Genomic DNA, 16,798 nt, shown 5'->3' with positions numbered 1-16,798 from the left:
GCTCGCCCTACTGGCTGAGTCGCTCCGCGGAACGCTTGAAGCGGTCGAACGCTGTATTGCCTGCGGGGTCGAACAGGTTGGCGTACTGTAGGGTGGCGTAGTGGTTGTAGGCGTCGGCAGCCGGCCCGTCTTGCCCGATCCAGAACCATGCGCCGCCGCTCGACTGGTAGCCGTTGAGGTTGACGGCGGGCATGGTGGTCTCAAGCTGCAGAAGGGCCTTCTGGTAGTCCGTGAGCGGCAGGCCCGTTGCTTGCACGGTCTGCGCCATGAGGTAGCCGAGGCTGAGATCGAGGACAGTACCGTCGCCTGCGTTCCCCTGCGCCGAGCCGTGCACCGTGAGCTTGCCCTGGAGGGAGCTCGCGTTCGCCGCGGAGGAGCTGTCGACGTCGTAGTTCGCCCAGATGAGGTAGGGCGTCTCGAAGCGCTGCTGCACCTGGGAGAGCGTCATGGAGCTCTCGGCGAGGCCCGTGGAAGCCTCGGCGACGGCGTCGTTGAAACCGGGCTGGTGGTCGCCAAAGAACACGACGATGACGGGGCGGTCGAGCGTGCGCAGCTCGTCGAACAGATACTCCAGGTCGTCGAGCGAGGCGTCGATGCAGCTGAGGTACTCGCTCATCCCCTCGACGTACGTTCCGTTGACGCTGACGTTGCTGTAGGGGTAGTCGTCGAGCAGGCCCGTGTCGTAGCCGCCGTGGTTCTGCAGCGTCACGTCGAAGATGAACTGCGACTCGTCGCTGCCGCTCAGCACATCGAGAATCATGTCGTATGTCGCGCGGTCCGTGACGAGGTCGCGCAGGCGCGCGGCGTCCTCGGGGAAGTCGGCGCGGCTCAGGAAGCGGTCGAAGCCCATCTGCTCGTAGACGATGTCGCGGCGCCAGTTCGTCGGCGCCTCCGGGTGGATGGCTGTCGTCTCGTAACCGAGCGCCGCGAAATAGTGGGGGAGCGACTCTGCCAGGCTCATGTCGTAGAACATGTAGGGATAGACGCCGCCACCCACGCTGCCGAGCGTCGAGCCCGTGAGGTACTCGAACTCGCTGTTGCACGTGCCGCCGCCGCGGGCGCTTGTGTATGCCGTGCCGCGCTGGATGGCGCCGAGCGACGCCAGACGCTCTTCGATGCCGTCGTAGCCCTCGACGCCGGCGTACAGGGCGAGGTCGCTGAACGACTCGTTCATGATGGCGATGACGGATGGGCGCTCCTCAGGGGCGGACGCCGTGTCAGGCTGCCCATATGAGGGATTGTCCTCGTCCCAGGCTGCGGCGAGCTGGCTCTGCAGGCGGTTTGCTGCAGCGGAGCTGTAGCCCTCCGGCGGCTCGGGCACGACTTCCTGCATGCGTTGCAAGAAGCAGGGGATCGAGCCGTAGTGGACGTAGGAGTCGCGAGTGGCCCACACGTCGACGGTGACGCCGTACTCGTCGTGGATGTCATGCGTGTCGTACCAGTTGACGAGCAGGGCGATGCAGGCGAGGCCCACGATGAGGTTGGCGGGCACGATGAGGCGCGTCAGGCGGGGCGAGGGCAGGATGGCGAGCACGCCGGCGGCTGCGAGCAGCACGCACAGAGCCTGGACGACCGCGTCGCCGACAAAGTAGACGTAGCCGGCGCTGACCTCAGCGGCTGTCGAGAGAGCAAGCGCGTCGGCCGGCAGCACGGTCTGGCCCTTGAACAGCGAGAGGAAGTAGTTTGCCAGGCCCCAGATGAGGCAGGCGACGAGAAAGGCGAGCACGGCTCCGCGGCGCCGCTGTGCGACGAACCACACACTCGCCAGGCCCAGGGCGAAAAGCCAGAGGTTGAGGGCTCGCAGATCGGCGTTTGCGAGAAGGGAGCCCAGCTCGGGGTTGTACGGCCATTCCGCCAGGAAGAGCGCTACGGGGACGCAGGCGACGATGAACAGGGGGCGCACGATGGCCAGCACAGTGCGCGCTCGTCCGGCGCGAATGCCGGGCGAGATGAGCGTGAGCGTTGCGACGCCTGCGATGAGCGTCGTGGCAAGCGGGGCGAGCCAGGTGCGCTCGCAGCGCACGAGGCCAGCGACGTTGTAGGCAAGCCAGGCAAGCAGGACGACGCACCACGCGATGCAGCCTGCGACGGAGCCGCGCGTGCGGGCGGCGGGCGAGCGACGAGCGTGGCGGGCTGCCAGGATCAGGAGCAGGGCGCATGCGATGAGGGACAGCAGGTGAAGGAGCATTCCCACGACGGGCCTTTCAAGAGCGAGACGTCCCGGTGACGTGGTCGAGAGCGGTACCGGGGGAGACGGTGCGGAAACGGACAAAAATAGCGCGCGATCTGCGATGCCCGTACCTATATGAAACGGCAGACAGATGAGGAAATCAACCGCCTCGACAGGAAGGGTAGAACCATAAAGAAACGGACACGACGTGCCGGGCGGTGTGCCGCAAGAGACGGATGCGATGCCAGAGAAGCGCGAAGGACCGACCTTTTGGCCAAAACACCCCTGCTTTGCGAGGGGATAAGAAGCTTTGAGTCGCAAATTGCCCCTTGGTCCGCCCGGCGGTTCAGGTTTACCTGCGGTTTTGCTTTTGCCAGCTGATCCTGTGGGCCTCGGGGACTCGCAAAGCACGGTGGTTTTGACCAATCAGGTGGGTTGCGGGCATTATCTGGCATCCGGGCAGGTCGTTTTGGGCCAGCGGGGGCGCTCGCCCCCGCCCTCTTGGTGCACATTGCCCCACAAACGAAAACAGGCCAGAAGCTCATGGCCTCTGACCTGCGATTTCACTGGAGCGGCGGACGGGACTCGAACCCGCAACAATCAGCTTGGAAGGCTGACGCTCTACCAATTGAACTACCGCCGCGTGGTCGGGGCGACTGGATTTGAACCAGCGACCCTCTGCTCCCAAAGCAGATGCGCTACCAAGCTGCGCTACGCCCCGTTGGTGCAGGACACATCTCGGCACCGCACCCATCCGAGTCACGAAGTATATCCGTTGTCGTTACGGCCGGCAACGCCCGTTGCAATCCCCGTGCGAAAACCATATGTCCCGTCCCATTTCGTTAGCCGATCGCGGCTCGGGCGAATCGTGGGGATTTCTTGTACGCGAGCTCTCAACGCGTTCCTCTATGGATTCGTTCGCATCGCGGGTAAAAGAATGCGGGCGTTACGCGCCATGTTTGGTACTATGCGATGGTTATGCTCAGGCGGGCGTGGCGGAATTGGCAGACGCGCTGGATTTAGGTTCCAGTGGGGAAACCCGTGAAGGTTCGAGCCCTTTCGCCCGCACCATAGGCATTACACGCATCGCCCATAGGCAATCGAGTTGTTGGAGGAACGTTGGAGACATCGGCAAAGCGTCTGGAGAACAACAAGGTCGAGGTCACGGTCACGGTTGACGCCAAGTCCGTTGACAAGGCCATCGCAGGCGCCTACAAGGACGTGGCGCACAAGTACCGCTTCCCGGGCTTCCGCCCCGGCAAGGCCCCGCGCCCGGTCATTGACAGCCAGGTCGGTCGCGCAAACGTGCTCGCTCAGGCCACCGAGACGCTCGTGAACGACGTCGAGCCCTCCGTGCGCAACGCCGAGGACATCGTGCCCGTCGGTGACCCCAACTTCCCCGAGCCCTCTTCGGTTGAGTCCGGCAAGGACTTCACGTTCAAGGTCGTGTACGGCGTCCGTCCTGAGCTCAAGCTCAGCTCGTTCGACCCGGTCGAGATCACCCTGCCCTCCGAGGAGGCGACCGAGGCCGAGATTGACCGCCAGGTCGAGACGTTCCGCGGCTACTTCGGCAAGTACGAGGACATCGAGGGTCGCGCTGTCGAGGCCGACGACTTCGTCTACATCAAGTGCCAGGGCGGCGAGAACGCCGAGAGCCTCAAGTTCGACAACCGCCTGTACAAGCTCGGCAGCGGCTCCATGCCCGCCGGCTTTGACGAGGGCCTGCTCGGTATGAAGCCCGGCGACGCCAAGACGATCGAGTTTGAGGTCCCGCAGCCCGAGCCCAAGGAGGGCGAGGAGGCCCCGGAGCCCAAGAAGGCTACGGTCGACGTCACGCTCAACCGCCTCGTCGAGCACGTGCTGCCCGAGCTGACCGATGAGTTCGCGAAGAAGAACTTCGGCTTCGACGACGTGGCCGCCATGCGTGAGGCTGTCTCGAAGGAGATTGGCCAGCAGAAGCAGCAGGCCATGCCCCAGCTCAAGGAGAACCGCGTCACTGGCGCCCTGGCCCAGCGCCTCGAGGGCGAGCCCACCCCTGAGTTCACGCAGACCGTCTTCCAGGAGCTCGGCCAGAATTTCCTGACGCAGCTGCAGCAGCAGGGCCAGACGCTCGACTCGTGGCTGCGCATGAGCGGCATCAGCATGCAGGCGTTCATGGCTGACCTGAACCGCCAGGCCAGCGACATCGCCCGCGAGTCTCTCGCCCTCGACGCTCTCGTGGCCGAGAAGGGCTTCGACTGCACGGACGAGGACGTTGACAACGAGTTCAAGAACGCCGGCGTCGCTGACTGGGAGGCCACGAAGGCCGAGTTCGTCGAGGACGGCCGCATTCCGGCCATCCGCGTCTCCATCCGTCGCAACAAGGCCATCGACTGGCTGCTCGAGACCGCCCAGGTGACGATCTCCGACGACGCTCCCGAGGCGCCGGCCAAGGCTGAGGAGGAGCCTGCCAAGAAGGCTCCGGCCAAGAAGCGTGCCACGAAGAAGGCCGCCGACGCCGAGCCGGCCGCCGAGGGCGAGGCCGAGAAGCCCGCGCCGAAGAAGCGTGCCACGAAGAAGGCCGCCGCTGAGGCCCCGGCCGAGGGTGAGGCCGAGAAGCCCGCTCCCAAGAAGCGCACCACCAAGAAGACCGCGGCCAAGAAGGACGAGGCCGCGCAGGAGTCGGCCGAGTAAGGCTTTCAGGATCGTCATCGTCCGGCGCGTCTCGTCCGGGCGGGCCGGGCAGACGCCGTCGCGCTGCGCTCACCTGGTGTGAGGCAAGCTCGCGAAGGCGCCTGCCCAGGTTCGCCCGACACGGGGCGCGCCGGTCGCGCACTGGCGGACCTGACCCGTGCTCGACCCGCATAAGCACCGGGAGGTTGCAAGCATGAACACCATGAACCCCATGTCGTCGCTCGTGCCCATTGTCGTGGAGCAGTCGCCCCGCGGCGAGCGCAGCTACGACATCTACTCGCGCCTGCTCAACGACCGCATCGTGTTCTTGGGCGAGGAGGTTTCCGACGTCAGCGCCAACCTCGTCGTGGCGCAGCTGCTGCACCTCGAGAGCCAGGACGCTGACAAGGACATCTCCCTGTACATCAACTCTCCGGGCGGTTCCGTGACGGCTGGCCTTGCTATCCTCGACACGATGAACTACATCAAGTGCGACGTGTCGACGATCTGCCTGGGCGAGTGCGCCTCCATGGCGGCCGTGCTGCTGTCGGCTGGCGCAAAGGGCAAGCGCTACGTGCTGCCGAACTCCATGGTGCTCATCCACCAGCCGAGCGGCGGTGCGCAGGGCCAGCAGACCGAGATCGAGATCGTGGCCGACTTCATGAAGAAGACGCGCGAGCGCCTCAACGGCATCCTCGCCGCCAACACGGGTCAGTCCCTCGAGACGATCCAGCGCGACACGGAGCGCGACAACTACATGACTGCTGAGGAGGCCGTGGCATACGGCCTGGCCGACAAGGTCATCGTTGACCGCACCGCAGCTGCCGCTCCGAAGGACGAGGCCTAGTTTTCATGGACGACTTCATCTCACATCCGCCGCTGCACTGCTCGTTCTGTGGCAAGCCGCAGGACCAGGTGCGCAAGCTCATCGCCGGCCCCAACGGCGTCGTCATCTGCGATGAGTGCATCGACGCCTGCCGCGAGATGCTGGCCGAGAGCGGCATCGGCATTGAGGAGGAGCCCGAGGAGGCTCAGCAGGATGAGGGCCTCGACCTCGAGAACCTCCCCACGCCGCACGAGATCTACGACGAGCTCTCCCAGTACGTCATGGGTCAGGAGGCAGCCAAGCGCGCGCTGTCCGTGGCCGTGTACAACCACTATCGCCGCATCGCCGCGCCCGACGAGGAGCCTCTCGAGCTCGACGAGAGCGACGACGTGGAGCTCGCAAAGAGCAACATCTTGATCCTGGGCCCCACGGGCACAGGCAAGACGCTGCTTGCCCAGACGCTCGCGCGCTTCCTCAAGGTGCCGTTTGCCATCGCCGACGCCACGAGCCTCACCGAGGCCGGTTACGTGGGCGAGGACGTCGAGAACATCCTGCTCAAGCTCATCACGGCCGCCGACGGCGACGTCGAGCGCGCGCAGGTCGGCATCGTATACGTCGACGAGATCGACAAGATCGCCAAGAAGGCCGAGAACCTGTCCATCACGCGCGACGTGTCGGGCGAGGGCGTCCAGCAGGCCCTGCTCAAGATCCTGGAGGGCACCGTTGCCAGCGTGCCGCCGCAGGGCGGTCGCAAGCACCCTCAGCAGCAGCTTATCTCCATCGACACGACGAACATCCTGTTCATACTCGGTGGAGCGTTCGTCGGGCTCGACCAGATCATCGCCGATCGCGTTGGCAAGCGCGGTGTGGGCTTCAACTCCGAGCTGCACGAGAAGGTCAGCGAGACGTCTGACGAGCTCATGGCCCAGTGCCTGCCGGAGGACCTGCACAAGTTCGGCATGATCCCCGAGTTCATCGGCCGTCTGCCCGTCATCACTGCGACGCGCGGCCTGTCGGAGGACGACCTCGTCACCATCCTGACGGAGCCGAAGAACGCGCTCGTCAAGCAGTACACGCGCATGTTCAAGATGGAGGGTGTCAAGCTGACGTTTACCCCCGAGGCGCTGCGCGAGATCGCCCACAAGGCGATCAAGCACGGCACGGGCGCGCGCGGTCTGCGCTCCATCTGCGAGGGCGTGCTGCTCGACACGATGTACGACCTGCCGAGCGAGCAGGACGTCACCGAGGTCGTCGTGACGCCGGAAGCGGTGCGCGGCGAGGCGCAGCCGCTCAAGCTCACCGAGGCGCTGCCCGAGGCCGAGGCAACTCCTGCTCCGGCGCACATGGCATAAGCCGCAGGAGCGTCCGAAACGTCTGCATCCGGAGGGGCCCGCGCTACCTGTCCTAGGGACGGGCTCGCGCGGGCCCCTTTTTGCGTTATTGCGAGCCGCCGGGGCTCGGAGTGCGGCCTGTTGTGATCTCACGGCCTCCGTCCCGACCGAGGAATCCTCCGGTCCAACTTCCTGCCGCACCTCCCTCGTGCATGGGATGGGCCTGCGCGGGCGGGCTTCCCGGGGCGTCGCGGACCGCTTCTGCAACGCGAAGCCCATCCTGTGGCCAAGAACGGCGCTCGTGCATGTGCCCTCTGGCCCGCGACCTCTCCCGTGCCGGCAAACTCCCAGGTACGGCTCTCCCGAATCGCATGCCAGGAGACGACGCCCCATTCACGAGCGGGATTTCTGTCCACGAACCGAGGAATTGCGCGCGAAATCGGGTCGAAAGGTAACAGTCTCGCAAGGCGGGGCCTCAAAACGGGAGCCCCGCCTTGCCGCGTGGTACAGTCTTATGCAAAGCCGCTCGCCTGACCCCCTCTGCGCGCAAGGAGTTAGCTCGATGTACTACGAAACGCCCAGTCTGAAGCGCCGCCTGCTCGACGCCCTCGGCGCAGGCAAGGACTGGCTCGCTTCCGTGCGGGCTCACTTCGCAAGGATGCGCCGCGAGGGCATGACGCGCCAGGAGCGCCGGCAGGCTCTCGTGCTCGTTGCGTGCGCGGCCGTCGCCATTGCCGTATGCGCTCTGCTCGTGCCGCCCGTCATGCATCTCATCGCTGACCCGGCGGCATTTCGCGCAGCGCTGGGCGACAACTACGTGCTGGCCTGCGTCGTCTATGCGCTCATCAACACGCTGCACGTGTTCATCGCCCTCATCCCCGGCGAACCGCTCGAGGTGGGCGCGGGCCTGCTGTTCGGCACGCTCGGTGGCACGATCGTCGTGAGCGTTGGCCTTGCCCTGGGCGAGCTGCTCGTCTTCTTGCTCGTTAAGCGCTTCGGTGCCAGGTTCGTCCGCCTGTTCGTCTCCCAGGAGAAGCTCGACGAGCTCGTGCTCTTCCAGGACCAGCGCCGCCGCAACGTCATCACGTTCCTCATGATGTTCATCCCCGGCACGCCCAAGGACATCTGGTCGTACGTCGTGGGCCTCACTCCGATGACGCTGGCCACGTGGATGGCCATCTCTATCCCGACCCGCCTGCCGTCCATCCTCATCTCTGTGCTTGTGGGGTCGGCTGCGGCACAGGGACACGCCGGGACGGCCGCGCTGCTGTTCCTTGTCGTCCTCGTCGTGTCTGCGCTTGGTATCGGCTACTACCTGCTCATCTCGAAGCAGGCTCGCCAGGCGGCCGTGCTCGAGGAGGAGGCGCGCCGCCAGTGGGTGCGCGACGGCCGCCACCTCAACGACGCCGATTCCGAGCACACGGTGACTGTCCGCGCATAGCAGCGCGCCTGCGGCTGGAAGATCGCCCCGCCCGTCCGCCTCCCGTTCTTCGCGCCGTGACAATTCCCGGGTTTATCTGCGCCGCCGTCCTCGGAAAACGCGGCTCCGGCACCGTGGCGTGTATACTCGACGGCACCATTTGACCCAGGGAGGAAACCGTCGTGGAAGAGATGCCGAAGACGTATGATCCGCAGGCCGTCGAGCCGCAGATGATCGAGACGTGGATGAGTGCGGGCGCCTATCAGCGCAACAAGGGCGTCGGCGACTGCACCGTCGTCATCCCGCCGCCCAACGTCACCGGCATGCTCCACATGGGCCATGCGCTCGACGACACGATCCAGGACACGATCGTGCGCTACAACCGCATGAAGGGCGTCTCGACGCGCTGGATTCTCGGCACGGATCACGCCGGCATCGCCACGCAGACGAAGGTCGACAAGAAGCTCAAGAGCGAGGGCATCTCCCGCCTCGAGCTCGGCCGCGAGAAGTTCGTTGACGCCTGCTGGGACTGGACGCGCGAGTACGGCGGCATCATCGTCGACCAGATCAAGCGCATGGGCTGCTCCGTCGACTTCGACGATCCCAAGTTCACGATGGATCCCGCCTATCAGACGGCCGTGCGCAAGGTGTTCTGCGACTGGTATCACGACGGTCTCATCTATCGCGGCAAGCGCATCGTCAACTGGTGCCCCACGTGCACGACGGCCATCTCCGACGACGAGGCGGAGTATCGCGACGAGCCCGGCCACCTGTGGCACCTGCGCTACCCGCTCACAGAGCCCGTCGACGGCCAGGAGTACATCGTCGTCGCCACGACGCGCCCCGAGACGATGCTCGGCGACACGGGCGTCGCCGTCAGCCCCAAGGATCCCGAGAAGGCCAAGTTCGTCGGCAAGACGGTCATGCTGCCTATCGTGAACCGCGAGATCCCGATCTTCTCCGACTTCCACGTCGACGCGGGCTTCGGCTCGGGCTTCGTGAAGGTGACGCCGGCGCACGACCCCAACGACTACGCCATGGGTCAGGCGCACAACCTGCCGCAGATCAACATCTTCGACGAGCACGCCGTCGTGGTGGACGGCTACGGCGAGTTCTCGGGCATGACGCGCGAGCAGTGCCGCGAGGCCGTCGTCGCGTGGTTCGAGGAGCACGGACTGCTCGACCACGTCGAAGACCACGAGCACAACGTCATGCACTGCTACCGTTGCGATACGACGCTCGAGCCCTGGCTGTCCGAGCAGTGGTTCGTGGCCGTCGACAAGCTCAAGGAGCCGGCGCTCAAGGCCGTGACGAGCGGCGAGATCACGTTCCACCCCGCCCGCTGGACGGACACGTACACGACGTGGATGGAGAACCTCAAGGACTGGTGCATTTCGCGCCAGCTGTGGTGGGGCCATCGCATCCCCGTGTTCTACTGCGAGGACTGCGGCTGGGAAGACGCGTGCATGGACGACGTGGACGTCTGCCCCAAGTGCGGCGGGCACCACGTGCATCAGGACGAGAACGTGCTCGACACGTGGTTCTCGAGCCAGCTGTGGACGTTCGCGACGCAAGGCTGGCCGCAGAACCCCGAGCAGATGGAGGGGCACCACCCCACGAGGGCGCTCGTCACGGCGCGTGACATCATCGCGCTGTGGGTGGCGCGCATGGTCATGAGCTCGCTGTACTTCTGCGACGAGATCCCGTTCCACGACGTTGTCATCTACGCGACGATCCTGGCCAAGGACGGCAGCCGCATGTCCAAGTCCAAGGGCAACGGCGTCGATCCCATGGACCTCATGCGCATGTACGGCGCCGACGCCATGCGCTTCAACCTGCTGACGCTCGTGACGAACAACCAGGACGTCAAGTTCGACGCCGACATCGACAAGAAGACGCACGAGCTCATCGGCTCGCCGCGCACCGAGCAGGCCAAGGCGTTCGTGACGAAGATCTACAACGCGAGCCGCTTCGTGCTGAGCAACCTGGACGAAGGCTTTGAGCCGGGCGAGCCCAAGGCGCTGAGCGGCGCCGACGCGTGGATCCTCTCGCGCCTTGGCAAGCTGGCGAGCGCCGTAAGGGCCGACCTCGATGGCTACCTGTTCGGCGACTACGCCCGCGAGCTGTACGCGTTCTTCTGGAACGAGTTCTGCGACTGGTACATCGAGTGCTGTAAGGCGCCGCTGCGCTCCGAGGACGCGCAGGTGCGCACGCAGACGCAGCGCAACCTCGTGTTCGTGCTCGACCAGGCGCTCAGGCTGCTGCATCCCGTCATGCCGTTCGTGACGGAGTTCATCTGGGACCAGCTGCCCAAGACGGCGGGCGAGGCGGCCGACGGCGTCGTGGAGAGCGGCGAGAAGGCCGGCACGCAGCTGCTCATGCTGGCGAGCTGGCCGGAGCCCGAGGCACTGGCGTGCTGGGTCGATGAGGCTGCCGAGCACGCATTCGAGCTCGTGCGCGCCGTCGTGGGCACGGCACGCTCCATGCGCGCTCGCTACGGCATCTCGCCCAAGCAGGAGCTCGAGGTGCTCGTAAGCGGCGCGGCTGAGGACATCGCGAGCCTTGAGGCCGACCGCGGCACCGTGTGCGGCATGGCACGCCTGGGCGAGCTGAAGCTCGTGGCGGGCGAGGCTGACAAGCCAGCGGGCTACGTGGGCCGTCTTGAGCAGGGCCTGCGCATCTACGTGAACCTGACTGGCCTCGTGGACTTCGGCAAGGAGGTCGAGCGCACGACCAAGCAGCTCGAGGCCGCGCGCAAGGAGCTTGCGAGCGTCGAGAAGGTGCTGGGCAACGCTGGCTTCATGGCCAAGGCTGCGCCCGAGATCGTCGCTGACAAGCGCGAGCGCGTTGCCAAGCTGACGGAGAGCATCGCCCTGCTCGAGGAGCAGATTCGTGACCTGTCCTAAGGGCGCGACTCTGGGGGCTTCGGCAGGGGAGGGCGCCGGCGCATCGCGTCGGCGCTGGGTGCCGCCGTTTGCGCTTCGCGATGACCAGGTGCTCGACTACGATACGGCTGTCGAGCGCGTGACGGCGGCTCTGTGCTTCGGCATCGACCTCACGCTCGAGACGACGCAAGAGATCATGGCGGAGCTCGGGCACCCCGAGCGCTGCTATCGCTGCGTGCAGATTGCCGGCACGAACGGCAAGACGTCGACCTCGCGCTACACGGCGGCCCTGCTGCGCGGCGAGGGCCTGTGCGCGGGCCTGTACACGAGCCCACACCTCGTGAGCTACGCCGAGCGCATGGAGGTCGACGGCGCGCCCGTGAGCGAGGCCGCGTTTGCACGCGGCGTGTCCTGGGCACTGGCGGCGTGGGAGCGGGTGCAGGCGCGCAACGCTGAGATGGCGCGACTGGGCGTCACGGAGTTCGAGTTGCTGACGGCTGCTGCGGTGGCGGTGTTTGCCGAGGCGGGCGTCGACGTGGCCGTGCTCGAGGTGGGCCTCGGCGGGCGTTGGGACGCGACGAGCGCCGTAGCGACACAGGGGTGCTGCGTGACGGGCATCGGGCTCGATCACGTGAAGATCCTCGGCGACACGCTCGGGCAGATCGCGGGGGAGAAGGCAGCAGTCATCCATGCTGGTAATCCCTGCGTGCTCGGTCCTGACGCGGCGCGCCCGGCAGAGGTGCTCGATGTCATGCTGGATCGGTGCTCTCAAGAGGGTGTGACGCCGACGGTCGTGGTGGTTGACGGCAGCGAGGTGCTGCCCAGGGCGGCGGGGCTGCCGCGAACGGATGCCCGCGTGACGCACCGGCCTACGCACCTTGGCGACGAGCTTACACTCGATGTGGATGTGCAGGTTGAGGTGCCGGGAACAGGTGCTGGTGAGGCCGCGGAGCCGGGCGCCCGGCTCGTGAGCGCGAGCTACCCGAATGTCTGCCTCGTGGCACCGGACTACCAGGCGGCCAACGTTGCGTGCGCGCTGTCGCTGGCGACGGCGCTGATGGGGCGCCCTCTCGACGCGGATGCTGCCCGTGCTGCCATTGCGAGCTGTCCTACGCCGGGGCGCTTCGACGTCATCCGTCGAGAGCCGCTTATCTTGCTCGACGCGTGCCACAACCCGCAGTCGGCGCAGGCGTTCGCGACGGCGCTGCAGGAGGTCGCGCCCGACAAGGCGGCCCGACCCGCCCTTCTGTTTGCGACGCTGGCCGACAAGGACCACCGCGGCATCGTGCAGGTGCTCGCCCCGCTGTTCGGGCGCATCGTCGTGACGCAGAGCGACTCTCCGCGAGCCCTGCCTGCCCAGACGCTGGCGGACGAGGTGACCGAGCTTGTAGGGTCGCCAGAGCAAAGTGGCCCGCGCCTCATGGTCATCCCCGACGCGGGAGAGGCGCTTGCGGGGCTGCTCGAGGCCGAGGAGCCGTTCATCTGCTGCGGCACGATCACGCTTATCGGCCAGATCAAGGGCTTGCTGCAGAAGAGGGCGTAAGAGTCGGGTGCGGCCCGTGTCTGCCGTTTCGCGCGCCGCCGGCCGGGACGATCTCGGCCGGCGGCGCGTTGTGTAGCTCGCGGGATCTGACACGTCGGAGCATGAAGTCTCCATGACGCTTTCGACTGGTTTTGTGCGTTGCATGACGCGGCGCGCGTCAGTTATTACATCTGGCGAACACGCTGCGTGCTCCTCTGAAAGCCGTGTTAAAGTACGCGTGACTAGAGGCCTCAACAAGAGGTAGATAAAAGACGGGAGGTGTCCGTGGTGCAGGCGATTATGACATGCGGTATGAGTACGCCGACTGCGCTGCCGACGCGCTCCCGCTGCCTTATTCCCACTGACTCGCCCCGCGAAATAAAGCGGGGGGGGGGTCATTCTGAGGCCCTTTGCCCGTCTTCACTAACTGAGCGCGCCGTTTCTTTGAGGGCCGCTGCACAGAAGCTGCCCTGGTATGCCTTGCAGGTGACGGCGGGGCGGGAGAGCGCTGTGGCGCGTCGCGTACGTGCCATTGCAGGTGAGGCGGTACATGACTGCTTCTCTGTCCGTCGTCAGGCGTTCTTTCGCTTAAAGGGCGTCTGGGAGCTGCAGGAACAGCATCTTTTTCCCGGATATGTCATCGCTATAACTCAAGACACCTCGACGCTTGCCGAGGCTCTGGGCTTGCTTGCTGACGAGCCTGTGCGCCCGCTTGTGAACGATGCGGGCGAGCCGATTGCGCTTGACGCACCTACAGTTGCCTTGCTTTCCGAGCTTGCGGGCCCGAACCACCTCATCGCTGCGTCGGAGGGCGCCATTGTCGATGGGCGCCTCGTCGTCTATTCCGGGCCACTCGCGGGGCGCGAGGACCTCGTCACGAAAATCGATCGCCACAAGCGCGTGGCCTATCTCGACATGAGCCTGCTTGGGCGGTCGTCCGTGCGCATGGCGCTGGAGGTGGTCGCCAAGTCGTAGGAGATTGTGCGGTTGGCGATGTGCCAGCTGGGCGCGCAAAGCCCAGGTGACCCGTGAGGGCGATGGCCTGGTTTTTGCGCGCTGAGCTGCGAGGTGAGTGATGCCGCCTCGGATGTTTGCCGAGGTGGGCGTGCTTTCCAAAGCGTGTCTCGCACGTGTTCGACGACATATCTTGCTGCGGTCGAGGCGGTGCCTGGTGCGGGTCTCGACGGGTCAAGGGAATGCATACGTCTCTCTTTTCGATGCGGATAGGCCGCAGGGGCGAAGCATGGCGCTGCGAAGGCGGCGCGGTGGCTTTGACAAGGGCCTGATGCGTCGGTTTCTGCTTCGCACATCGTTTTAGGGATCTGATTTTGCATACGTGAGCCGTGCGGACGTGTCTCAGGGCTTCGCGGCTTTCGCGTGCGCCCTGCACGGATCGGGCGCGGCGGATGGGATGGTCGCATGTGGTATGTCGTGCAGGTTCTGGGCGGCAAGAAAGAAGCCACATGCCGTCTTATCGAGAGAATCGTCAGCAAGGACGCAGTGAGCGAGTGCTTCACGCCGCGCTACGAGACGCAGAAGAAAGTACGCGGGACATGGGTGAACGGGACGAGCGTGCTGTTCCCTGGATACGTCATCGCTGTGACGGACGACGTCGAGCGGTTGAAACGCGAGCTGCGTGACGTGCCGGAGTTTACGCGCGTGTTGAGCATGGGAGAGGCGTTCGTTCCCCTGAGCGAGCAGGACCAGGCGTGGATCGGTGCGTTTACCAGGCCGGGAGAGCGCGTTGTGCCCATGTCGGAAGGCGTCATTGAGGGTGACCGCGTCATCGTGACGAGCGGCCCGCTCAAGCAGCGCGAGGGATGGATCCGGAGCATCAACCGCCGCAAGGGCCTCGCATTTCTCGAGGTCGACATGTTCGGACGGAAGATGCAGACAAAAGTGGGATTGGCGATTCTTGCAAGACGACCAGGAAAAAGTGAAGAGCATGGCGATGGATTTGCCGTCTGAGGATAGGCGAGAGTCTGCTGTTGCGAACGCGGGGCCCGCTGACGCGCCCGCTCCCGAGCCCGGCGCCCCCCTGGGCACCAAGGCCCCCCGCCCCCGCGCCAGGCCCGGGGGCTCCGGGGACGGACCGCAGGCCCCCGACGCCCGAGGCGTGCTCCCGCGCTTCTCGGCCATGCAGTCCGTCAAGGACTTGGACCGCTCCCGGGTGGGCTACCGGGTGGCCAAGCGCGCCTTCGACATAGCCTTCTCGGCCTGCGTGATAGCCGTCGGGCTGGTGCCGGGCCTGCTGCTGGCCGCCGCCATACGCCTGGACTCGCCGGGCAACCCCTTCTACGGCCAGGCCCGGGTGGGGCGCACCCACCGCGACGGCTCCCAGTCGACCTTCACGATGTGGAAGTTCCGCTCGATGCGCAAGGGCGCCGACAGGGGGCTCTCCGAGCTGCTGGACAGGAGCGACGTTGCCGGCCCCATGTTCAAGATGAGGGAGGACCCCCGCGTCACCCGGGTGGGCCGCTTCCTCCGCCGGCACTCCATAGACGAGTTCCCCCAGTTCGTCAACGTCCTTATGGGCCAGATGAGCGTGGTGGGGCCCCGCCCCCCGCTTCCCCGGGAGGTGGCCCTCTACGACGAGAGGGCCTTTCAGCGCCTGGCCGTCAAGCCGGGCCTGACCGGCTACTGGCAGGTCGGGGGCCGAAGCGACCTGGACTTCGACGAGATGGTCGAGCTGGACCTGGCCTACATACGCGACCGCTCGGTGTGGACTGACCTGAGGGTGATCGCCAGGACCGTGAGGGTCGTGTTCACCGGAGAGGGGGCGGTGTAGCGGTGGCCCTGGACCCTTCCGACCCTCGCCTGCGCCGCGTCGACGTCGTCGGCGTGCCCATCACGGCGACGAACATGGATGGCTGCCTGTCGCTGCTCTGCGAGGGCCTGGACGGCCTGCGCGGGGAGTACGTCTGCGTCTCCAACGCGCACACGTGCGTGATGGCCCACGACGACCCGGCCTACTGGGAGTGCCAGGCGGGGTCGGTCATGTCGCTTCCCGACGGCAAGCCCCTGTCGGTGGTGGGCCGCAGGCAGGCCCCCGCGATGGGCCGCGTCACGGGCCCCGACCTGATGCGCGAGGTCCTCGCGCTCTCCGCGGGGCGGGGCTGGCGCCACTACTTCTACGGCGACGCGCCCGAGACCCTGGGGGCCCTGCGCTCCGCGCTCGAGGCGGCCTACCCCGGCCTCGCGATCGCCGGCATGGAGCCCTCGGTCTTCCGTCCCCTGACGGAGGCCGAGAAGGCGGGGCTGTGCGCCCGCGTCGACGCCGCCGGGGCCGACTTCTGCTGGGTGGCGCTGGGCGCGCCGCGCCAGGAGGCCCTCATGCGCGAGCTCAGGGGCCGCACCCGCTGCCTGATGGTCGGCGTCGGCGGCGCCCTCAAGGTGCTGGCGGGCGTGGTGCCCGAGGCCCCGCGCTGGATGCAGGACCTCTCCCTGGAGTGGCTCTACCGCCTGGCCCAGGAGCCCGGGCGGCTCTTCAAGAGGTACGCGGTCACCAACACGAAGTTCATCTGGTATCAGCTCACGGGCGCGAGGCGCAAGGAAGGCAAGGCATGAGCGACGCATTCACCGGCAGGACCCTGATGATCACCGGCGGCACGGGATCTTTCGGCAACACCGTGCTGCGGCACTTCCTGGGCAGCGACGTGGGGGAGATCCGCGTCTTCTCCCGCGACGAGAAGAAGCAGGACGACATGCGCCACCGCCTGCAGGAGAGGAGCCCCGAGCTGGCGCGCAAGGTGCGCTTCTTCATCGGCGACGTGAGGGACGCCCAGAGCGTCCGGGACGCCATGCGCGGGGTGGACTACGTCTTCCACGCGGCGGCCCTGAAGCAGGTGCCCTCCTGCGAGTTCTTCCCGATGGAGGCGGTGAGGACCAACGTCATCGGCACCGACAACGTGCTGCACGCCGCCATCGAGGAGGGCGTGGAGCGCGTGGTGTGCCTCTCCACCGACAAGGCCGCCTACCCCATCAACGCCATG

At 66.2% G+C, this 16,798-nt stretch carries 12 protein-coding genes and 3 tRNA genes; 12 read left to right on the top strand and 3 right to left on the bottom strand.

Features of this window, described 5'->3' with window-relative positions; all coding sequences use genetic code 11:
* Window positions 1-7: 7 nt before the first annotated feature.
* The 3 genes from KHZ24_09425 to KHZ24_09415 form a co-directional block, all read right to left on the bottom strand.
* Window positions 8-2,194: an LTA synthase family protein gene (locus tag KHZ24_09425; GenBank protein ID MBS5451408.1), complete on the bottom strand. Its 2,187-nt coding sequence runs from the start codon at window positions 2,192-2,194 to the stop codon at window positions 8-10.
* A gap of 543 nt (window positions 2,195-2,737) precedes the next feature.
* A tRNA-Gly gene (locus KHZ24_09420) sits at window positions 2,738-2,813 on the bottom strand.
* 1 nt (window position 2,814) lies between these two features.
* A tRNA-Pro gene (locus KHZ24_09415) sits at window positions 2,815-2,891 on the bottom strand.
* Window positions 2,892-3,156: 265 nt separating this feature from the next.
* On the opposite strand from KHZ24_09415, the gene KHZ24_09410 reads away from it, so the two are divergent.
* From KHZ24_09410 to KHZ24_09355, 12 genes are all read left to right on the top strand, one after another.
* Window positions 3,157-3,241 (top strand) — tRNA-Leu (locus KHZ24_09410).
* 48 nt (window positions 3,242-3,289) lie between these two features.
* Entirely contained in the window at window positions 3,290-4,843 is a 1,554-nt protein-coding gene (gene tig, locus KHZ24_09405) for a trigger factor (protein ID MBS5451407.1), read from the top strand.
* 211 nt (window positions 4,844-5,054) lie between these two features.
* Window positions 5,055-5,669, top strand: coding sequence for an ATP-dependent Clp protease proteolytic subunit (locus KHZ24_09400; GenBank protein ID MBS5451406.1), 615 nt, complete (start codon window positions 5,055-5,057; stop codon window positions 5,667-5,669).
* Between the two features lie 5 nt (window positions 5,670-5,674).
* Window positions 5,675-7,000 carry an ATP-dependent Clp protease ATP-binding subunit ClpX gene (gene clpX, locus KHZ24_09395; GenBank protein MBS5451405.1) on the top strand — a complete coding sequence of 442 codons (1,326 nt, stop codon included), beginning with the start codon at window positions 5,675-5,677 and terminating at the stop codon, window positions 6,998-7,000.
* A gap of 541 nt (window positions 7,001-7,541) precedes the next feature.
* Window positions 7,542-8,420 (top strand): TVP38/TMEM64 family protein, encoded by an 879-nt coding sequence (locus KHZ24_09390; protein ID MBS5451404.1) that lies wholly within the window; start codon window positions 7,542-7,544, stop codon window positions 8,418-8,420.
* A gap of 161 nt (window positions 8,421-8,581) precedes the next feature.
* Window positions 8,582-11,305 (top strand): valine--tRNA ligase, encoded by a 2,724-nt coding sequence (locus KHZ24_09385; protein MBS5451403.1) that lies wholly within the window; start codon window positions 8,582-8,584, stop codon window positions 11,303-11,305.
* 58 nt (window positions 11,306-11,363) lie between these two features.
* The gene (locus KHZ24_09380; GenBank protein ID MBS5451402.1) at window positions 11,364-12,827 is read left to right on the top strand and encodes a bifunctional folylpolyglutamate synthase/dihydrofolate synthase; all 1,464 of its coding nucleotides are present in this window, start codon (window positions 11,364-11,366) and stop codon (window positions 12,825-12,827) included.
* Window positions 12,828-13,316: 489 nt separating this feature from the next.
* Complete coding sequence (locus KHZ24_09375) at window positions 13,317-13,781, top strand: antitermination protein NusG (GenBank protein ID MBS5451401.1); 465 nt, start codon at window positions 13,317-13,319, stop codon at window positions 13,779-13,781.
* Between the two features lie 444 nt (window positions 13,782-14,225).
* Window positions 14,226-14,774 (top strand): antiterminator LoaP, encoded by a 549-nt coding sequence (gene loaP, locus KHZ24_09370; GenBank protein ID MBS5451400.1) that lies wholly within the window; start codon window positions 14,226-14,228, stop codon window positions 14,772-14,774.
* 169 nt (window positions 14,775-14,943) lie between these two features.
* Window positions 14,944-15,594, top strand: a complete 651-nt coding sequence (locus tag KHZ24_09365; protein ID MBS5451399.1) for a sugar transferase — start codon at window positions 14,944-14,946, stop codon at window positions 15,592-15,594.
* A 74-nt stretch (window positions 15,595-15,668) separates the two neighbouring features.
* The gene (locus tag KHZ24_09360; GenBank protein ID MBS5451398.1) at window positions 15,669-16,373 is read left to right on the top strand and encodes a WecB/TagA/CpsF family glycosyltransferase; all 705 of its coding nucleotides are present in this window, start codon (window positions 15,669-15,671) and stop codon (window positions 16,371-16,373) included.
* Window positions 16,370-16,798, top strand: a 429-nt coding sequence (locus KHZ24_09355) for a polysaccharide biosynthesis protein (protein ID MBS5451397.1), incomplete at its 3' end; no start/stop codon positions are given. The genes KHZ24_09360 and KHZ24_09355, both read left to right, overlap by 4 nt.

It is taken from the genome of Coriobacteriia bacterium (assembly GCA_018368455.1).
GTDB lineage: Bacteria > Actinomycetota > Coriobacteriia > Coriobacteriales > UMGS124 > JAGZEG01.
This window is presented reverse-complemented; position numbering and strand designations above follow the sequence as displayed.

What these genes read in the sequence shown, in the direction of transcription:
- KHZ24_09400 (MBS5451406.1), top strand. Translation starts at nt 5,055, where the DNA reads ATGTCGTCGCTCGTGCCCATTGTCGTGGAGCAGTCGCCCCGCGGCGAG.
- clpX (MBS5451405.1), top strand. Translation starts at nt 5,675, where the DNA reads ATGGACGACTTCATCTCACATCCGCCGCTGCACTGCTCGTTCTGTGGC.
- KHZ24_09390 (MBS5451404.1), top strand. Translation starts at nt 7,542, where the DNA reads ATGTACTACGAAACGCCCAGTCTGAAGCGCCGCCTGCTCGACGCCCTC.
- loaP (MBS5451400.1), top strand. Translation starts at nt 14,226, where the DNA reads ATGTGGTATGTCGTGCAGGTTCTGGGCGGCAAGAAAGAAGCCACATGC.
- KHZ24_09365 (MBS5451399.1), top strand. Translation starts at nt 14,944, where the DNA reads ATGCAGTCCGTCAAGGACTTGGACCGCTCCCGGGTGGGCTACCGGGTG.
- KHZ24_09360 (MBS5451398.1), top strand. Translation starts at nt 15,669, where the DNA reads ATGGATGGCTGCCTGTCGCTGCTCTGCGAGGGCCTGGACGGCCTGCGC.